This window comes from Pseudomonas fluorescens, from assembly GCF_902497745.1.
Lineage (GTDB): Bacteria > Pseudomonadota > Gammaproteobacteria > Pseudomonadales > Pseudomonadaceae > Aquipseudomonas > Aquipseudomonas fluorescens_BM.
The window spans coordinates 60,166-78,725 of sequence record NZ_CABVHJ010000011.1; the positions used below are offsets into that span (position 1 = coordinate 60,166).

Below are 18,560 nucleotides of genomic sequence, written 5' to 3' on the forward strand. Positions count from 1 at the left end.
AAGAGGCCGTCAGCGACACCGTGTAAAAGGATCTGCCCATGTTCTCCAGGCTCATTTTATTCAGCGCTTTCGCGCTTTTGACTCCGTTCAGCTGGGCCGCCCCGCAACCGGCGTTAACCGTGTACGGCGAACCTCCCAAATACGCCCCCGACTTCCAGCACCTGGCCTACGCCAACCCCGATGCACCGAAGGGCGGCAGCCTGCGCCGTTCTTCGCTGGAAAGCGGCCCGTTCGATCACCTGATTCCCTATACCGACAAAGGCACTGGCGTGGCCGATATCGATGGCTGGCTCTACGCACCGCTGGCCTATCGCAGCAAGGACGAGCCTTACAGCGTCTACGGTCTGGTGGCGCAGCAGATGGAGCTCGATCCGGATCGCCGCTGGTTGCGTTTTTACCTCAACCCCAAGGCACGTTTCGACGACGGCACACCGATCACCGCCGAAGACGTACGTTACACCTTCGAGCTGTTCACCACTCAGGGCAGCCTCAAATACCGCCAGCAGTTTCGTGATGTCGCCGAGGTTGTCGTGGAGTCGCCGACGCAAGTGCGCTTCCTCTTCAAAAAAACGACAGCCGCACCTTGCCGCTGGACCTGGCGACACTGCCAGTGCTGCCCGAACATTGGTGGCGCACTCGCGACTTCGCCGAGGGCGGCGGTTTCGAGATTCCGCCGGGTAGCGGCCCGTACCGCATCAGCGCGGTGGATGCCGGGCGCAGCGTGAAATTCCAACGGGTGCAAGACTGGTGGGCCAAGGACCTGCCGATCACTCGTGGCCTGTACAACTTCGATCAACTGAGCGTGGAGTTCTTCGCCGACACCGACGTATCGCGGCAGGTGCTCAAGGCTGGTGGCTTCGATTACAACCGCGAGTTCTCCGCCACCAGTTTCACCATCGGTTACACCGGGGCCGCGCTGGAGCAAGGCAAATTGCGCCGTGAACACCTCGCACCCGGTGCTGCGCAAGGCGCGCAGGGTTTTGTGTTCAACCTGCAAAAACCGCTGTTTCAGGATCGCCGGGTGCGTCAGGCCATCGCCATGCTCTGGGATTTCGAATGGAGCAACCGGCAAATGATGCGCAGCATGTACCTGCGTCAGCGCAGCTTCTTCTCTCACAGCGCACTGGCGGCCACCGCGTTGCCGGATGCCGAAGAGCTGAAGATTCTTGAGCCGTTGCGCGGACAGATTCCCGATGAAGTGTTCACCACGGTGTTTGAAGCACCGAAAACCGACGGCAGTGGCAACATCCGCGCTGAACAATTGCAGGCACTGAAACTGCTGGAGGCCGCTGGCTGGAAACCTCAGGGCGATCAGTTGGTGAACGCCAGTGGCGAGCCGCTGCACTTCACTTTCCTTAATGGCCAGAAGGGTTTCGAACGGCTGTTGTTACCGTTCAAACGCAACCTCGCGCAGATCGGCATCGGCTTCGATATCCGTCAGGTCGACACGGCGCAATACACCAACCGCGTGCGTAATCGCGACTACGACATGATCGTTGCCGGTTACCCGGTGAGTCAGGCCCCGGGGCGCGAGATGTTCAACTACTTCGGCTCCGACGGCGCCGATGATCCCGGCTCGAACAATTACATGGTGCTGCGTGATCCAGCCGTCGACACACTGCTCGAAGGGCTGGTGCAGGCCGACAATCGCGAGAGTCTGCTGCGCCACGCTCATGCACTGGATCGGGTGTTGCAGTGGGGCTATTACTGGGTCCCCAACTATTACCCGCCGGGGATTTCCACGGTGTGGTGGAACCGCTTCGGCCGACCGGCGATTGCCCCGCTGTACGACGCCGGTCTCGACACCTGGTGGGAAATCAGCCCGACCGCACTGAGCGCAAACCAGATGCCCAAGGAGTACAGCCATGTGGGGTTATAGCTTGCGGCGTCTGCTGCTGATCGTGCCGACCTTGCTCGCGATCCTGCTGGTCAATTTCGTCATCGTGCAAGCCGCGCCCGGTGGCCCGGTAGAGCAAGCCATCGCGCGCTTGCAAGGCATTGGCGTCGGCGCGGCAGTGGGCTCCAGCCACGTCGAAACCGTTGGTGGCGAATCCCGCGCGACCCGTGGGCTGGACCCGAAACTGGTGGCCGATATCGAGCGCCAGTACGGCTTCGATAAGCCGGCCAGCGAGCGCTTGTGGCTGATGCTCAAAAGCTATGCGCAACTGGATTTCGGTCAGAGTTTCTTTCGCGGTGCCAGCGTCACCGAATTGATCTGGCAGAAGTTGCCAGTGACGTTGTCGCTGGGTCTGTGGGCGACGCTGATCACCTATCTGGTGTCGATTCCGCTGGGCATTCGCAAAGCCGTGCACAACGGTTCGGCGTTCGATGTCTGGAGCAGCGTGGCGATCATCATCGGTTATGCGTTGCCGGGATTTCTCTTCGCGCTGTTGCTGATCGTGGTGTTTGCCGGTGGCACGGCGCTGGACTGGTTTCCGGTGCGCGGGCTGGTCTCGGACAACTTCGCCGAGCTGTCGCCGTGGGCGAAGGTGGCCGACTATTTCTGGCACTTGGTGCTGCCGGTGACTGCCTTGGTCATCGGTGGTTTCGCCACGTTGACGATCCTCACCAAGAACAGCTTTCTCAACGAGATCTCGCGGCTGTACGTGGTGACCGCGCGCGCCAAAGGGCTGAGTCAAAGGCAGGTGTTGTACGGCCATGTGTTTCGCAATGCGATGCTGCTGGTCGTTGCCGGTTTGCCGCAAGCGCTGGTGACGGTGTTCTTCGGCGGCTCGCTGCTGATCGAAGTGATCTTTTCCCTCGATGGTCTCGGCCGCCTCAGTTACGAAGCGGCGGTGGCACGTGACTACCCGGTGGTGTTCGGCTCGCTGTTTATCTTCACCCTGTTTGGCCTGCTGATAAAACTGCTCGGCGACCTCTGCTACACGCTGGTCGACCCGCGCATCGACTTCACCGCGAGGGCTGCCTGATGCTGACGTTATCTCCAATCGGTCAGCGTCGCTGGGCGCGCTTCAAGGCACATCGGCGTGGCTGGTGGTCGTTGTGGCTGTTTCTCGCGCTGTTCGGCCTGAGCCTTGGCGGTGAGCTGGTGGCCAATGACAAGCCGCTGCTGGTGGCGTATCAGGGCGACTGGTATTTCCCCGCGTTCAAGCGCTACACCGAGCAGGATTTCGGCGGCGAGTTGCCGTTTCAGCCGGACTATCGCAGCACGCAGGTGCGGCAATTGATCGAGGGGCAGGGCGGGCGGATGTGGTTTGCGCCGATTCCGTTCGCGTTCGACACGGTCAATTACGACCTGACGGAACCGGCACCGAGTCCGCCCAGTAGCGAAAACTGGCTGGGCACGGATGATCAAGCGCGCGATGTGCTGGCGCGGGTGATTTTCGGCACGCGTATATCGCTGCTGTTTGCCTTGGCGCTGACCGCAGCGAGTGCAGTGATTGGCATCGCTGCCGGCGCGTTGCAGGGTTACTACGGCGGTTGGGTCGACTTGATCGGTCAGCGCTTGCTGGAGGTCTGGTCGGGGCTGCCGGTGTTGTACCTGCTGATCATTCTGTCCGGGTTTGTCGAACCGAATTTCTGGTGGTTGCTGGGGATCATGGCGCTGTTTTCCTGGTTGAGCCTGGTCGATGTGGTGCGGGCCGAGTTCCTGCGCAGCCGTGGCCTGGAATATGTGAAAGCGGCGCGGGCTCTGGGTGTCGGCGATGCGCAGGTAATTGTTCGACACATTCTGCCCAATGCCATGAGCGCCACGCTGACCTATCTGCCGTTCATTCTCACCGGGGCGATTGCGACTTTGTCGGCGCTGGATTTTCTCGGTTTCGGCATGCCGGCCGGCAGTGCTTCGCTGGGCGAGTTGATCGGTCAGGGCAAGAGCAATCTGCAAGCGCCGTGGCTGGGTTTGACCGCGTTCTTTGCCTTGGCACTGATTCTTTCATTGCTGGTTTTCATCGGCGAGGCCTGCCGTGATGCGTTTGATCCGAGGACTTGAGATGCCTGAACATCTGATCGAAATACGCGATCTGCGCGTCGCCTTCAATGGCCAGTCTGTGGTGCACGGCATCGACCTTGATATCCGCCCCGGCGAATGTCTGGCGCTGGTCGGCGAATCCGGCTCGGGCAAATCGGTGACGGCGCACAGCATTCTGCAACTGCTTGACCCGGCCATCACCCGGATCGACGGCAGCATCCGTTATGCCGGCGAGGAGCTGCTTGGCGTGCATGAGCGCTACTTGCGGCAGTTGCGTGGCAACCGTATCGCGATGATTTTTCAGGAGCCGATGAGTTCGCTGAACCCTTTGCACACGATTGAGCGGCAACTGGGCGAAAGCCTCGCGCTGCACAAGGGACTGGCCGGGGCGGCGGCGCGCCAACGGATTCTGCAGTTGCTCGAACTGGTCGGCATTCAACGCCCGCGCGAACGGCTCAAGGCCTATCCGCATCAACTGTCGGGCGGTCAGCGACAACGGGTGATGATCGCCATGGCGCTGGCCTGCGAACCGCAGTTGTTGATCGCCGACGAGCCGACCACCGCGCTGGACGTGACCGTGCAACGCAAGATTCTGCTGTTGCTCAAAGAACTGCAGGAGCGCCTGGGCATGGCGCTGTTGATCATCAGTCATGATCTGAATCTGGTGCGAAACATCGCTCAGCGAGTGGCGGTCATGCGTGGCGGTCTGATCGTCGAACAAGCGTCGTGTGAACAGTTGTTCAGCGCGCCGCAACATCCTTACAGCATCGAGTTGCTCAACGCCGAGCCGGGTGGCGAGGCGTTGTGCCGGGAGCCTGCGGAGGATTTGCTGGAGGTGCGCGATCTCAATGTGCGCTTCCGTTTGGGCGGCGGATGGCTGCGCGCGAAGTCGTACTTGCACGCGGTCAACGGCATTGACTTGAATCTTCAGCGCGGCAAGACCTTGGGGATTGTCGGCGAATCCGGTTCCGGCAAGTCGACGCTGGGCCAGGCGATTCTGCGTTTGCTCGACGCGCAAGGCAGTATTCGCTTTCAAGGAGAGGCGCTGGAGCATTTGAGCGGCAAACAACTTCGGCCGCTACGCAAACGTCTGCAAGTGGTGTTTCAGGATCCGTTTGGCAGCCTCAGTCCGCGCCTGTGTGTGGAGCAGATCATCGCCGAAGGTCTACAGGTGCACAGCGATTTGAATGCCGCTGAGCGCGAACGGGCGGTGATCGATGTGCTGCGCGAAGTCGGTCTCGACCCTGCCACCCGCCATCGCTATCCCCACGAGTTTTCCGGTGGTCAGCGGCAACGCATCGCCATTGCCCGGGCGCTGGTGCTCAAGCCTGACTTGATCCTGCTGGATGAGCCGACGTCGGCACTGGATCGCACGGTGCAAAAGCAGATCGTCGCGTTGCTGAGGCGTTTGCAGGCAGAGCACGGCCTGACCTATCTGTTCATCAGCCACGATCTGGCGGTGGTGCGCGCGTTGGCGCATGACTTGATCGTGATGAAGGATGGCGAGGTGGTGGAGCGCGGTGAGACGAACGCGCTGTTTCATGCGGCGCAGCATTCGTATACCCGGGAGCTACTAGCCGCGTCATACACCGAGTAACCCTGTAGGAGCTGTCGAGTGAAACGAGGCTGCGATCTTTTGACTTTGGGTTTGAAAAAGCAAGGTCAAAAGATCGCAGCGTGCCGCAGCTCCTACAGCGCCGAAACGCAAAAATCCCGCCACTGGGGGCGGGATTTTTGTGTCACTGAACGTCGCTATTACGCCGGGAACAGCTCGGACAGTTTCATCGACAGCATCATGTCGCCTTCAACGCGCAGCTTGCCGCCCATGAAAGCCTGCATGCCATCGGTATCGCCGCTGACGATACCTTTCAGGGTTTCGCTGTCCAGCACCAGCGTGCAGTTGGCGTCCGGGTTTTCGCCTTCCTGGATGTCGCAGGTGCCGTCTTTGACGATCAGCGAGTACTGCTTGTCTTCGTCAGTGATGTTGAAACCGAAGACCAGATCCAGACCGGCAGCAGCGGCTGGGTTGAACTTGGCTTGCATTGCTTTTACGGCATCGGCTACGGAGGTCATGGTTCGATCCTTATGAGGTTGATTACAGCAAGGTTCACAGTTAACCGGACTCAGCGAAAAGTGATGAGTTCCGGAGCCTTCAACAGCTGCAGATGCGCATGACTGTTGAAGGAGGCCAAAGCCACCTCGCGACCGCGGAACTTCAGCTGGTTGAGCGAGGTGTTGACGATTTGCCAGTTCAATTCAAAGGCCTGTCTGGCAGGCATTTGCGTAATGAGGTGGAGCAGGGCAGTGATGGTGCCGCCGGAGGTGAACACGGCGATTTTCTGGTTTTTATCGGCCAGATCGAGGATCCGGTGCAGCCCGGCCTGGACGCGTTCGACGAAACCCAGCCAGCTTTCCAGCCCCGGCGTGTCGTATGTGCCGGCCAGCCAGCGTTCGATGATCAGGGCGAAAATACGTTGGAATTCGCCACGGTTCTGTGCGGCGTTGCGCAAGATGTCGAGGGCTTCCGGCTCGTCCGCCAGCATGTCCGGGAGCAGGGCGCGGATCACCGCATCGGCATCGAATTCGTTGAAGGCGGAATCGGTTTCCAGGATCGGTACCGACAGCCCTTTGGCGGCGAACTGTTCCAGCGCGCTGGTGGCCGTGTGCTGCTGACGACGCAGGTCTCCGGCGAGGCAGCGATCGAAGCTGATCCCCAGTTCAGCGAGGTGCTGACCGAGGATTTCTGCCTGACGCACACCGGTCGGCGACAGGACGTCATAGTCGTCTGCACCAAAGGAGGCCTGGCCATGTCGAATCAAATAGATACTGCCCACGTCCGCGTCATCCCGGTACGTTGAAGGTTTGGCGAGGTTATGAGGATGACGGGTAGCTGTCAATGAAAAAACATACGCTTGTTTGAAATGCCCGTTACAGGGGTGTTGCCAGAGGTTTCACGGCTGGCCGATGAGCCGGCGCATGGGTATGCTGGAGCCATCCCGCGTGTGTTTCACATCCACGCACTGTTCTAAGGAGTCTCTGTGGAGTTTTTCACCGAATACGCCAGCTTCCTGGCCAAGACCGTCACTCTGGTGATTGCCATTCTGGTGGTGCTTGCCAGTTTTGCTGCATTGCGCAGCAAAGGCCGGCGCAAATCTGCCGGTCAGTTGCAGGTCAGCAAGCTCAATGATTTCTACAAGGGTCTGCGTGAGCGGCTGGAGCAGACTTTGCTCGACAAGGATCAGCTCAAGGCTTTGCGCAAGGGCGAAGCCAAGTCCGAGAAAAGCGCGAAAAAGCAGAAGAAGCAGCCAGAAGCCAAATCCCGCGTATTCGTCCTCGATTTCGACGGCGACATCAAAGCTTCCGCGACCGAAAGCCTGCGCCATGAAATCACCGCGCTGCTGACCCTCGCCACACCCAAGGACGAAGTGGTCCTGCGTCTGGAAAGCGGTGGCGGCATGGTCCATAGCTACGGCCTTGCATCGTCGCAACTGGCGCGTATTCGCGAGGCCGGCGTGCCGTTGACCGTGTGCATCGACAAGGTCGCGGCCAGCGGCGGCTACATGATGGCGTGCATTGGCGAGAAGATCATCAGCGCGCCGTTCGCGATTCTTGGTTCGATCGGTGTAGTGGCGCAATTGCCTAACGTCAATCGCTTGCTGAAGAAGCACGATATCGACTTTGAAGTCCTCACCGCCGGCGAGTACAAACGCACCCTGACCGTGTTTGGCGAAAACACCGAGAAGGGCCGGGAGAAGTTCCAGGAAGACCTGGACATCACTCATCAGCTGTTCAAGAACTTCGTCGCCCGCTATCGCCCGCAACTGGCGATTGACGACGTGGCGACCGGTGAAGTCTGGCTCGGCGTTGCGGCGCTGGATAAGCAACTGGTCGATGAACTCAAGACCAGCGATGAATACCTGGCAGACCGGGCGAAAAAGGCCGAGGTCTATCACCTGCACTACGCCGAGCGCAAAAGCCTGCAAGAGCGCATTGGCATGGCTGCCAGCGGTTCAGTCGACCGCGTGCTGCTGAGCTGGTGGAGTCGCTTGACCCAGCAGCGCTTCTGGTAAATCGAACAGGCATAAAAAAACGCCGGTCACATGACCGGCGTTTTTTTGTCCGCGCTAAACCTGAAGACTTAGCGGCGACGGAACAGCGGCAGCGGCTCGTCAGTGGCGGCCTGATAGGTCACCGAGAAGTCCTTGAGACCTTCAAGGGCTTCGTACGGGTCTTTATCGGCACGGATGGCAAAGGCGTCGAAGCCACAGCGGTGCATGTAGAACAGCTGATCGCGCAGCACGTCGCCAATCGCCCGCAGTTCACCTTTGAAACCGTAACGGTCACGCAGCAGGCGGGCGTTGGAGTAGTTGCGGCCGTCGGTGAACGCCGGGAAGTTCAAGGCAATCACCTGAAACTCAGTGACGTCTTCACCGATTTCCTCGGCTTCTTCGTCGGCGTCCAGCCACACACCCAGACCGCCGTCGCGAGCCTTGAGCATGCGGCTATGTTCGCGCCACAGTTGCAGCGGCACGATCAGATCGTCGCAGTTGCTGATCTCGTCGATGTTGAAATCCTTGGGCAGCAAGTGCCAGGTTTCGTCGACGACCTCGTTGTTCTTAATGATTCGCTGCATAGACGCGTTCCTTGAAGAGGTCGATGCCAATACGCTGGTAGGTGTCGATGAAGCGCTCGTCTTCGGTACGTTGTTCAACGTACACGTCGATCAGCTTCGAGATCACGTCAGGCATGGCTTCCTGAGCGAAGGACGGGCCGAGGATCTTGCCCAGGCTCGCATCACGGCTGGCGCTGCCGCCGAGGGAGACCTGATAGAACTCTTCGCCTTTCTTGTCGACGCCGAGGATGCCGATGTGGCCGACGTGGTGGTGACCGCAGGCGTTCATGCAACCGGAGATGTTCAGATCCAGCTCACCGATGTCGAACAGGTAGTCGAGGTCGTCGAAGCGACGCTGGATCGACTCGGCAATCGGGATCGACTTGGCGTTGGCCAGCGAGCAGAAATCACCGCCAGGGCAGCAGATGATGTCGGTCAGCAGACCGATGTTCGGCGTAGCGAAACCGCCTTCACGCAGCTCGCCCCAAAGGGTGAACAACTGACTCTGCTCGACGTCCGCCAGAATGATGTTCTGCTCGTGCGAGGTGCGCAGTTGACCGAAGCTGTAGCGGTCGGCCAGATCGGCGACGGCATCGAGCTGCTTGTCAGTGATGTCGCCCGGGGCAACGCCGGTCGGCTTCAGCGACAGGGTCACGGCGACATAACCCGGCTTTTTGTGCGCCAGGGTGTTGCGGGTGCGCCAGCGAGCGAAACCCGGATGCTCTTTGTCGAGATCGGCGAGTTGCGCGGTCTGGTTTTCCAGCGCTTTGTAGTCCGGGTCGACGAAGTGCTTGGCCACGCGTTGCAGTTCAGCGTCGGTCAATGTGGTCTGGCCACCGCGCAGGTGTTCCATTTCCGCATCGACTTTCTGCGCAAACACTTCAGGCGTGAGGGCTTTGACGAGGATCTTGATCCGCGCCTTGTATTTGTTGTCGCGACGGCCGTAGCGGTTGTACACACGCAGGATGGCGTCGAGGTAGCTCAGCAGGTCCTGCCACGGCAGGAACTCGTTGATGAACGCGCCAACCACCGGCGTACGACCGAGGCCACCGCCCACCAGCACGCGGAAACCCAGTTCGCCAGCGGCGTTGTGCACCGGCTCAAGGCCGATGTCATGGACTTCAATGGCGGCACGGTCAGCGGTCGAACCGTTGACGGCGATCTTGAATTTACGCGGCAGGTAGGCGAATTCCGGGTGGAACGTCGTCCACTGACGGACGATTTCGCACCATGGGCGCGGGTCGATCACTTCGTCGGCGGCGACGCCGGCGAACTGGTCGGTAGTGACGTTGCGCAGGCAGTTGCCGCTGGTCTGGATCGCGTGCATCTGCACGGTGGCCAGTTCAGCGAGGATGTCCGGGATGTCTTCCACCGCCGGCCAGTTGAACTGCACGTTCTGCCGCGTACTGATGTGGGCGTAGCCCTTGTCGTAGTCGCGGGCAATCTTGGCCATCATGCGCGTCTGACGCGAAGTCAGCTGGCCGTAAGGCACCGCCACACGCAACATCGGCGCGAAGCGCTGGATGTACAGGCCATTTTGCAGGCGCAGGGGGCGGAATTCTTCTTCGCTCAGCTCACCTGCCAGATAGCGTCGGGTCTGATCACGGAACTGCTTGACGCGGTCCTCGATGATCCGCTGATCGTACTCGTCGTATACGTACATATAAGTCCTGTTCTCAGGCTTTGGGCTACTCGGAAAACGCTGCGTTTTCGCTTGCTGAAGTCCGATGGTGCCTCTGCAATTCTGCGCGCACGGCCGCGCGCTCCCTAAGGGAGCCGGGGCAATATACCTGTTTGCAGTTATGCGCAAAAGTGATGTTTGAGTATATGGAAAGAACCAAATCGCCTAACGAGAATGGCTGTCAACTAACCCACATTTGTCGTGCGGACAATCATCGTCTTAACTGTGGTCGAGTCTTTCTGCAATCACCGATAAAACCGACAAGAGGCGATGCAATGAGCAATCCGACCAAGGCAAGAAAAAGCGACAGCAGTGTCGATGCGTGGGCCATTTTGTTCCTGATCATTCTCGTAGTAGGGACAGCGGTATTCTGGGTCAGCCATCAGTAAACGACCCATCCGGGCCCGCACCCGACGAATTGTCGGACAAAAACGGGATCAGGCATCAATAGCCGGTGGATCGATGGCTATAATGCGCGGCCATTTTTCCTTGGGCCCGGATGTTTCATGTTCAAGCTCTTCCACATCAGTCTTCTGTTGTTCGGTGCGCTGTTCCAGAGCAGCACGCGGGCCGAGTCTGTGCTGTTTCTGAATCCGGGCTCGACGCAGGAAGCCTTCTGGGTCAGTTACTCGCAATTCATGCAGGCGGCCGCCCATGATCTGGGTATCGACTTGCAGATCCTCTATTCCCAGCGCCAGCCCGAACTGACCCTGGCGCAGGCACGCCTGGCGTTGCAGGGACCGAATCGTCCCGAATACCTGATTTTCGTCAACGAACAATACGTCGCCCCGCAGATCCTGCGCCTGGCCCAGTACAGTGGCGTGAAGCTGTTTATGGTCAACGCCGCGTTGACGCCTGATCAGCAGGCGCTGGTCGGTGAGCGTGACGATCGCATCGGCAGTCTGGTGCCGAATGACGAGGAGGGCGGCTACTTGATGATGAAAGAGCTGATCCGCCTGCATCCGGCAGCGACAGGCACTGAGCCGATTGAAGTGCTGGCGTTTTCCGGGCTGAAGGTAACCCCTTCGGCGCAACTGCGCGAGCGCGGCATGCAGCGGGCGTTGGCCGAACATCCACAGATTCGCCTGCGGCAACTGGTGTACAGCGGCTGGACGCAAGAACGCGCCTATGAGCAGGCCAAACAGCTGTTCGCCCGTTATCCGAAGGTGTCGCTGGTGTGGTCGGCCAATGATGAAATGGCCTTCGGCGCGATGCGTGCGTACGCCGAGACGGGCAAAGTCCCCGGCAAAGATGCCTTGTTCAGCGCGGTCAACACCTCGCCGGCAGCCTTGCAGGCATTGGTCGACGGGCGCCTGAGCGCGTTGGTCGGCGGGCATTTCACCCTGGGCGGCTGGGCATTGGTCGAGTTGCATGACGTGGAACAGGGTGTCGATTTGAATAGCTACGGCGGCCGTGATCGGCAGATTCCGTTGCTGCAACTGATCGACCAGCGTCAGGCCCGCCAAATGCTGGCCATGGGCAAGTCGCCGAACTACGGCGTGAATTTCCGCAAGCTCTCAGCCAAGGGGCAGCCGGATTACTACCGCTACCCGTTCACCTTGCAAACCCTGATGCGCTGACCGCGTCAGACCCCGGCGAAATGCAGCACCAGTTTGACGATGGCAAACAATGCCAGCGCAAACACCGCAGTGAACAGAATCCCCAGCATCACAAAATGGCTGGGCTTGCCATGGGTGAAGTCCCTTGCCCGGTTCTTGCCGCTTTGCACCCCAAACGCCGCCGCCATCACGCTGTGCAGCATCTGCCAGAAGGTCGGCGGTTTGTTGTCGACTGGATCGTCCATAAATCCCTCGTCTGCCGTGTGTGTCAGACAAGCATAGCCAACCCTCTGCAGAACACCTTAAAAGCAAATGTGGGAGCGAGCCTGCTCGCGAAGGCGTCGTGTCAGTCAACATCAATGTTGATTGATCGACCGCTTTCGCGAGCAGGCTCGCTCCCACAGGGTGATGCGTTGAAGCTGGATTAGTTGTCGTAGCCGAGGTTCGGCGCCAGCCAGCGCTCGGTCACGCTCAACTCCTGGCCTTTACGCGAGGTGTAGCTGGCGACCTGATCCTTGTCGATCTTGCCCACGGCAAAGTACTGCGCCTGCGGATGGGCGAAGTACCAGCCGCTGACCGCTGCCGCCGGGAACATCGCGTAGTGCTCGGTGAGGAACACACCGCTGCGACCGGCGCGCATCTCTTCAGCTTCCGGATCGAGCAGGGCAAACAACGCCGCCTTCTCGGTGTGATCCGGGCACGCCGGGTAACCCGGGGCAGGGCGGATGCCGCTGTACTGTTCTTTGATCAGCGCTTCGTTGTCGAGGGTTTCGTCCTTGGCATAACCCCAGTGCTCTTTACGCACTTGCTGGTGCAGCCACTCGGCGCAGGCCTCGGCCAGACGATCGGCGAGGGCTTTGACCATGATCGAGTTGTAGTCGTCGCCAGCGTCCTGGTAAGCCTTGGCCACTTCTTCGGCGCCGATGCCGGCGGTGGTGATGAAACCGCCGACGTAGTCGGTCACTTCGCTGTCCTTCGGCGCCACGAAGTCGGCCAGCGAGAAGTTCGGTTTGCCGTCGGTCTTGATGATCTGCTGACGCAGGTGATGCAGTTTGGCCATTGGCTGACCGTCCTCGCCGTACAGCTCGATGTCGTCGTCATGCACCTGATTGGCCGGCCAGAAACCGAACACCGCGCGGGCGCTGATCAGCTTCTCGTCGATCAGTTTGGCGAGCATCTCTTGCGCGTCTTTGTACAGCGCGGTGGCGGCTTCACCGACCACTTCGTCTTCAAGGATGCGCGGGAATTTGCCGGCCAGATCCCAGGAGATGAAGAACGGCGTCCAGTCGATGTATTCGGCCAAAACCTTGAGGTCGATGTTGTCCAGAACCTTGCTGCCGGTAAAGGTTGGTTTGACTGGCTGATAGGTCGCCCAGTCGAACTGCGGCTTCTTGGCGATCGCGGCGGCGTAGCTCAGACGCTCGGTACGGGCACTGCGGTTCGAGGTGCGTTCGCGCACATCGACGTATTCGAGGCGCGTTTTCTCGACGAAGCCGGCCTTCAACTCTTTCGACAGCAATTGCGTCGCCACGCCCACGGCGCGGGAGGCGTCGGTCACGTAAACCACGGCATCGTTGCTGTACTTCGGTTCGATCTTCACCGCGGTGTGCGCTTTGGAAGTGGTCGCGCCACCGATCATCAGCGGCAGGTGGAAGTCCTGACGCTGCATCTCACGCGCTACGTGGACCATTTCATCCAGCGACGGCGTGATCAAACCGGACAAACCGATGATGTCGCACTTCTGTTCTTTGGCCACCTGCAGAATCTTCTCGGCTGGCACCATCACGCCGAGGTCGACGATGTCATAGCCGTTGCATCCGAGCACCACGCCGACAATGTTCTTGCCGATGTCGTGCACGTCACCTTTCACGGTCGCCATGAGGATCTTGCCCTTGGCTTCCGGCTTGTCGCCCTTTTCCAGCTCGATGAACGGGATCAAGTGCGCCACGGCCTGCTTCATCACACGGGCGGATTTCACCACTTGCGGCAGGAACATTTTGCCGGCGCCGAACAGGTCGCCAACGATGTTCATGCCGGACATCAGCGGGCCTTCGATCACTTCGATCGGGCGGGCGAACGACTGACGCGACTCTTCGGTGTCTTCAACGATGTGCGTGGTGATGCCTTTTACCAGCGCATGTTCCAGACGCTTGTTGACCTCCCAGCTGCGCCACTCTTCGGTTTCGGCTTCCTTGACGCTGCCATCGCCCTTGTACTTGTCGGCGATGGCGAGGAGGGCGTCGGTGCCTTCCGGCGTGCGGTTGAGGATCACGTCTTCCACGGCGTCGCGCAGCTCTTGCGGGATCTGGTCGTAAATCTCCAGCTGCCCGGCGTTGACGATGCCCATGGTCAGGCCCGCGCGGATGGCGTAGAGCAGGAACACCGAGTGGATCGCCTCGCGCACCGGGTTGTTGCCGCGGAACGAGAACGACACGTTGGACACGCCGCCCGAAGTCAGCGCATATGGCAGTTCGTCGCGGATGTAGGCGCAGGCGTTGATGAAGTCGACCGCGTAATTGTTGTGTTCTTCGATACCGGTGGCGACGGCGAAGATGTTCGGGTCGAAGATGATGTCTTCCGGTGGGAAGCCGACTTCGTTGACCAGAATGTCGTAGGAGCGTTTGCAGATTTCTTTTTTGCGCGCTTCGGTGTCGGCCTGGCCGGCTTCGTCGAACGCCATCACCACTACCGCCGCGCCGTAGCGCTTGCACAGTTTGGCGTGGTGGATGAACTGCTCGACGCCTTCTTTCATGCTGATCGAGTTGACGATGCCCTTGCCCTGAATGCACTTGAGGCCGGCTTCGATCACTTCCCATTTCGACGAGTCGATCATGATCGGCACGCGCGAGATGTCCGGTTCACCGGCGATCAGATTGAGGAAGGTCACCATGGCCTTCTTCGAATCGAGCATGCCTTCGTCCATGTTGATGTCGATCACCTGCGCGCCAGCCTCGACCTGTTGCAGGGCGACTTCCAGCGCTTCGGTGTAGTTGTCTTCACGGATCAGGCGGGCGAATTTCGCCGAGCCGGTGATGTTGGTGCGTTCGCCGACGTTAACGAACAGCGAGTTGCGATCGATGGTGAACGGCTCCAGACCCGAGAGGCGGCACGCCTTGGGGATGTCCGGAATCTGCCGCGGTGCGTAACCGGCGACGGCTTTGGCGATCGCTTCGATGTGCCCCGGCGTGGTGCCACAGCAACCGCCGACGATGTTGAGGAAGCCGCTCTGGGCGAATTCTTCGATGACTTTCGCGGTTTGCGACGGCAGTTCGTCGTACTCGCCGAACTCGTTCGGCAGGCCGGCGTTCGGGTGCGCGGAAACGTGAGTGCTGGCCTTGTTCGACAGCTCTTCCAGGTACGGACGCAGTTCACTGGCGCCGAGCGCGCAGTTGAGACCGACGGAGATCGGCTTGGCGTGTGCCACGGAGTTCCAGAACGCTTCGGTGGTCTGGCCCGACAGGGTGCGGCCGGAGGCGTCGGTGATAGTGCCGGAAATCATGATCGGCAGTTCGAGGTGCAGCTCTTCGAACACGCCCTGCACGGCGAAGATCGCCGCTTTGGCATTGAGGGTGTCGAAAATGGTTTCGATCAGAATCAGGTCGGCGCCGCCCTCGATCAGCCCTTTGGTGGCTTCGGTGTAGTTCTCCACCAGCTCATCAAAGGTGACGTTGCGATAGCCGGGGTTGTTGACGTCCGGCGACAGCGAGCAGGTGCGGCTGGTCGGGCCGAGCACGCCGGCGACGAAACGCGGCTTGGCCGGGTTCTCGGCGGTCTTGGCGTCGGCGACCTTGCGGGCCAGACGTGCGCCTTCTACGTTTAACTCGTAGGCCAGCTCTTCCATACCGTAGTCGGCCATGGAAATGCGCGTGGCGTTGAAGGTGTTGGTTTCGAGGATGTCGGCACCGGCATCCAGGTAGGCTTTCTCGATGCCGCCGATCACGTCCGGACGGGTGATCACCAGCAGGTCGTTGTTGCCCTTGACGTCACTCGGCCAGTCCGCGAAGCGCTTGCCGCGATAATCCTGCTCTTCGAGCTTGTAGCTCTGGATCATCGTGCCCATACCGCCGTCGAGTATCAGGATGCGCTCTTTGAGAGCTTGCTTGAGAGCTTGAAGGCGGACGCTGCGATCGGACATTTGGACTACTCGGAAAGACCATTACGAAGGAGCGGGATCATAGCAAACCTGTGCGCTTTTAGAGCATGCGGGGCTTTTGCATGAATATCGCTCATGTTGGTACGGGCGTCATACTGTAGAATCGCGGCGTTTTTTAACAATCGGGATCAGTAGCATGTCTTACCGCGTCATGGGTTTTGTGTTGCTGTTTCTCAGCTGGGGCGCCGTGGCGCAAGAGCCAGCGACTGCACCGGCCATTTCTTCTTCGATTTCGTACGTCCGCGACATCCAGCCAATTTTCACCGAGAAGTGCGTGGCCTGCCATGCGTGCTACGACTCGGCCTGCCAACTCAATCTGGGCAGTGGCGAGGGCGCGGCCCGTGGTGCGAGCAAAATGCCGGTGTATGACGGCGAGCGCACCGTCGCGGCGCCGACCACCCGATTGTTTTACGACGCCTTCGGCAAACGCGCCTGGCAGCAGAAAGACTTCTATTCGGTGCTAGATGCGCAGGGCAGTCAGGCCGCGCTGATGGCGCGCATGCTGGAGCTGGGTCACAAAACGCCGCTGACACCCAACGCCAAACTCCCGCAAGACATCGTGCTGGGCCTGAACCGCCAGAATATGTGCGCGCTGCCCGCCGAGTTCGAAGGCTATGCCGGCGCCCACCCAAAAGAAGGCATGCCGCTGGCGGTCACCGGGCTGACCGATCAGCAGTATCAGACGTTGCAGCGTTGGCTGGCGTCAGGTGCGCCGATTGACGAGCAAAGCCTGGCGCCGAGCGCGAAAGAGGCGCTGCAAATCGTCCAGTGGGAAAATCTGCTCAATACTCCCGGCGCCCGGCAGAGTCTGGTCGGACGTTGGCTGTACGAGCACTTGTACCTCGCGCACCTCTATTTCAAGGATGGCGAGCCGGGGCATTACTTCCAGTGGGTGCGTTCGCGTACGCCGAGCGGTCAGCCGATCGACCTGATCGCCACCCGTCGCCCCAACGACGATCCGGGCACGCAGGTGTATTACCGCTTGTGGCCGGTGCAAGGGGTGATCGTGCACAAAACCCACATCACCTATCCACTGAGCGCGGCGAAGATGGCGCGGGTGAAAAGCCTGTTCTACAGCGGCAACTGGCAGGTCAACGCGCTGCCCGGTTACGGCCCGCAGAGCCGCGCCAATCCGTTTGCCACCTTCGAGGCGATTCCGGCGCAGGCGCGTTATCAGTTCATGCTCGATAACGCCGAATACTTTGTCCGCACCTTTATTCGCGGCCCGGTGTGCCGTGGGCAGATCGCAACCGATGTGATTCGTGACAACTTCTGGGCGCTGTTCCAGGCGCCGGAACACGATCTCTATATCACCGACCCGAACTATCGCGGGCAGGCCACGCCGCTGTTGGCCATGCCCGGGCAGAACGACGATGTCGGCAGCGTTTTGAGCCTGTGGCACAACTACCGCAACAAAAGGAACGAGTACGAGGCTTTGCGTCGCGACAGCTACGCCGATGTGCCCGCGCCGAGCTGGTCGACCCTGTGGGCCGGCAACGACAACGCGTTGCTGAGCATTTTCCGCCACTTCGACAGCGCTTCGGTGACCAAAGGCCTGATCGGCGAGGTGCCGCAGACAATGTGGCTGTTCGACTTTCCCTTGCTCGAGCGCACCTATTACCAGTTGGCGGTCAACTTCGATGTGTTCGGCAACGTCTCGCATCAGGCACAAACCCGTCTGTATTTCGACCTGATCCGCAACGGCGCCGAGCAAAACTTCCTGCGCCTGATGCCGGCCGATTCTCGCGAGGATTACCTCGACGATTGGTACCAGAGCAGCGGCCAGTTCAAGATGTGGCTCGATTATGAGGCGATTGACGACGACAAGCCGACCGCGCTGAAGCTCGATGAGAAGGATCCGAAATACGACTTCGCCATGCAATTGCTGGTGCGTTACGGTGATCTCAATGCGCGCCCGGATCCGATCAATCGCTGCGATGGCGCTTACTGCTCGCGGCCGAATATCGACCCTGCGTTGCAAAATGCCGAACAGGCGCTGAGCCGTCTGACCTCGCGTCCGGCGGCCGGTTTGAAGGTTATCGATCAGTTGCCGGAAGCAACGATGCTGCGCATTGAAACCGCCAGCGGCAAACGCGAGGTCTACAGCCTGCTGCGCAACCGCGCGCACAGTAACGTAGCGTTCCTGCTCGGTGAATCACTGCGCTATCAGCCTGGGCTGGACACCCTCACGATTTATCCGGGCGTGCTCAGCAGTTATCCGAATTTCATCTTCAATATCCCTGCCGCTCAAGTGCCTGAATTTGTCGATGCCATGGAAAACGCCAAGGATGCCAATCGCTTCGAGAAAATCGTCGAACGCTGGGGAATCCGTCGCAGTCATCCGCAATTCTGGTTCTATTTCCATGATCTGAGCCAGTATCTGCACGAAACCGACCCGGTGGAAGAGGGCGTACTGGACATGAACCGCTACGAGAATCTTTGATCGTTTGAAACAGGCCGACTGTCATAGCTTCAGGTAACACAACAAATCCCCTGTGGGAGCGAGCCTGCTCGCGAAGGCGGAGTGTCAGGCACCGAATACATTGAAAGTGCCGTCGCTTTCGCGAGCAGGCTCGCTCCCACAGGTTGAAGTGGTGTTTTTGCAATTGTGATCGGGAGCGGCC

At 59.8% G+C, this 18,560-nt stretch carries 12 protein-coding genes and 1 pseudogene; 7 read left to right on the forward strand and 6 right to left on the reverse strand.

Going from position 1 to position 18,560, the window contains the following annotated elements:
• Positions 1-38 precede the first annotated feature (38 nt).
• The 4 genes and pseudogenes from F8N44_RS18000 to F8N44_RS18015 all read left to right on the forward strand — a co-directional run bounded on the left by F8N44_RS18000 (position 39) and on the right by F8N44_RS18015 (position 5,528).
• A pseudogene (locus F8N44_RS18000) lies at positions 39-1,879 on the forward strand (extracellular solute-binding protein).
• A complete protein-coding gene (locus tag F8N44_RS18005; RefSeq protein WP_150651230.1) occupies positions 1,866-2,930 on the forward strand; it encodes a microcin C ABC transporter permease YejB in 1,065 nt (354 codons plus the stop codon). Before F8N44_RS18000 ends, F8N44_RS18005 begins: the two are co-directional and overlap by 14 nt.
• A complete protein-coding gene (locus tag F8N44_RS18010; RefSeq protein WP_150651231.1) occupies positions 2,930-3,952 on the forward strand; it encodes an ABC transporter permease in 1,023 nt (340 codons plus the stop codon). Before F8N44_RS18005 ends, F8N44_RS18010 begins: the two co-directional genes overlap by 1 nt.
• Position 3,953: 1 nt before the next feature.
• Entirely contained in the window at positions 3,954-5,528 is a 1,575-nt protein-coding gene (locus F8N44_RS18015; RefSeq protein ID WP_150651232.1) for an ABC transporter ATP-binding protein, read from the forward strand.
• A gap of 158 nt (positions 5,529-5,686) precedes the next feature.
• Here F8N44_RS18015 and F8N44_RS18020 read toward each other — a convergent pair whose 3' ends face one another.
• Positions 5,687-6,004, reverse strand: coding sequence for an SCP2 sterol-binding domain-containing protein (locus tag F8N44_RS18020; protein ID WP_150651233.1), 318 nt, complete (start codon positions 6,002-6,004; stop codon positions 5,687-5,689).
• Between the two features lie 50 nt (positions 6,005-6,054).
• Positions 6,055-6,765, reverse strand: a complete 711-nt coding sequence (locus tag F8N44_RS18025; protein WP_150651234.1) for a histidine phosphatase family protein — start codon at positions 6,763-6,765, stop codon at positions 6,055-6,057.
• Positions 6,766-6,969: 204 nt separating this feature from the next.
• Here F8N44_RS18025 and sohB point away from each other — a divergent pair, with 204 nt between their 5' ends.
• Positions 6,970-8,001: a protease SohB gene (sohB, locus tag F8N44_RS18030; protein WP_077573155.1), complete on the forward strand. Its 1,032-nt coding sequence runs from the start codon at positions 6,970-6,972 to the stop codon at positions 7,999-8,001.
• A gap of 68 nt (positions 8,002-8,069) precedes the next feature.
• On the opposite strand, the gene F8N44_RS18035 is transcribed toward sohB, so the two are convergent.
• Both F8N44_RS18035 and F8N44_RS18040 read right to left on the reverse strand, forming a co-directional pair.
• On the reverse strand, positions 8,070-8,564 hold the full coding sequence (locus F8N44_RS18035; RefSeq protein WP_150651235.1) for a DUF934 domain-containing protein: 495 nt from the start codon (positions 8,562-8,564) through the stop codon (positions 8,070-8,072).
• On the reverse strand, positions 8,548-10,206 hold the full coding sequence (locus F8N44_RS18040; protein ID WP_105708966.1) for a nitrite/sulfite reductase: 1,659 nt from the start codon (positions 10,204-10,206) through the stop codon (positions 8,548-8,550). The genes F8N44_RS18035 and F8N44_RS18040 overlap by 17 nt, the downstream gene beginning before the upstream one ends.
• Positions 10,207-10,730: 524 nt before the next feature.
• On the opposite strand from F8N44_RS18040, the gene F8N44_RS18045 reads away from it, so the two are divergent.
• Positions 10,731-11,804 (forward strand): ABC transporter substrate-binding protein, encoded by a 1,074-nt coding sequence (locus F8N44_RS18045; RefSeq protein WP_150651236.1) that lies wholly within the window; start codon positions 10,731-10,733, stop codon positions 11,802-11,804.
• A 5-nt stretch (positions 11,805-11,809) separates the two neighbouring features.
• Here F8N44_RS18045 and F8N44_RS18050 read toward each other — a convergent pair whose 3' ends face one another.
• On the reverse strand, positions 11,810-12,028 hold the full coding sequence (locus F8N44_RS18050) for a DUF2970 domain-containing protein (RefSeq protein ID WP_150651237.1): 219 nt from the start codon (positions 12,026-12,028) through the stop codon (positions 11,810-11,812).
• A 179-nt stretch (positions 12,029-12,207) separates the two neighbouring features.
• Positions 12,208-15,918, reverse strand: coding sequence for a methionine synthase (gene metH / locus F8N44_RS18055; RefSeq protein WP_150651238.1), 3,711 nt, complete (start codon positions 15,916-15,918; stop codon positions 12,208-12,210).
• A gap of 154 nt (positions 15,919-16,072) precedes the next feature.
• Here metH and F8N44_RS18060 point away from each other — a divergent pair, with 154 nt between their 5' ends.
• A complete protein-coding gene (locus tag F8N44_RS18060; protein WP_150651239.1) occupies positions 16,073-18,379 on the forward strand; it encodes a fatty acid cis/trans isomerase in 2,307 nt (768 codons plus the stop codon).
• Positions 18,380-18,560 lie beyond the last annotated feature (181 nt).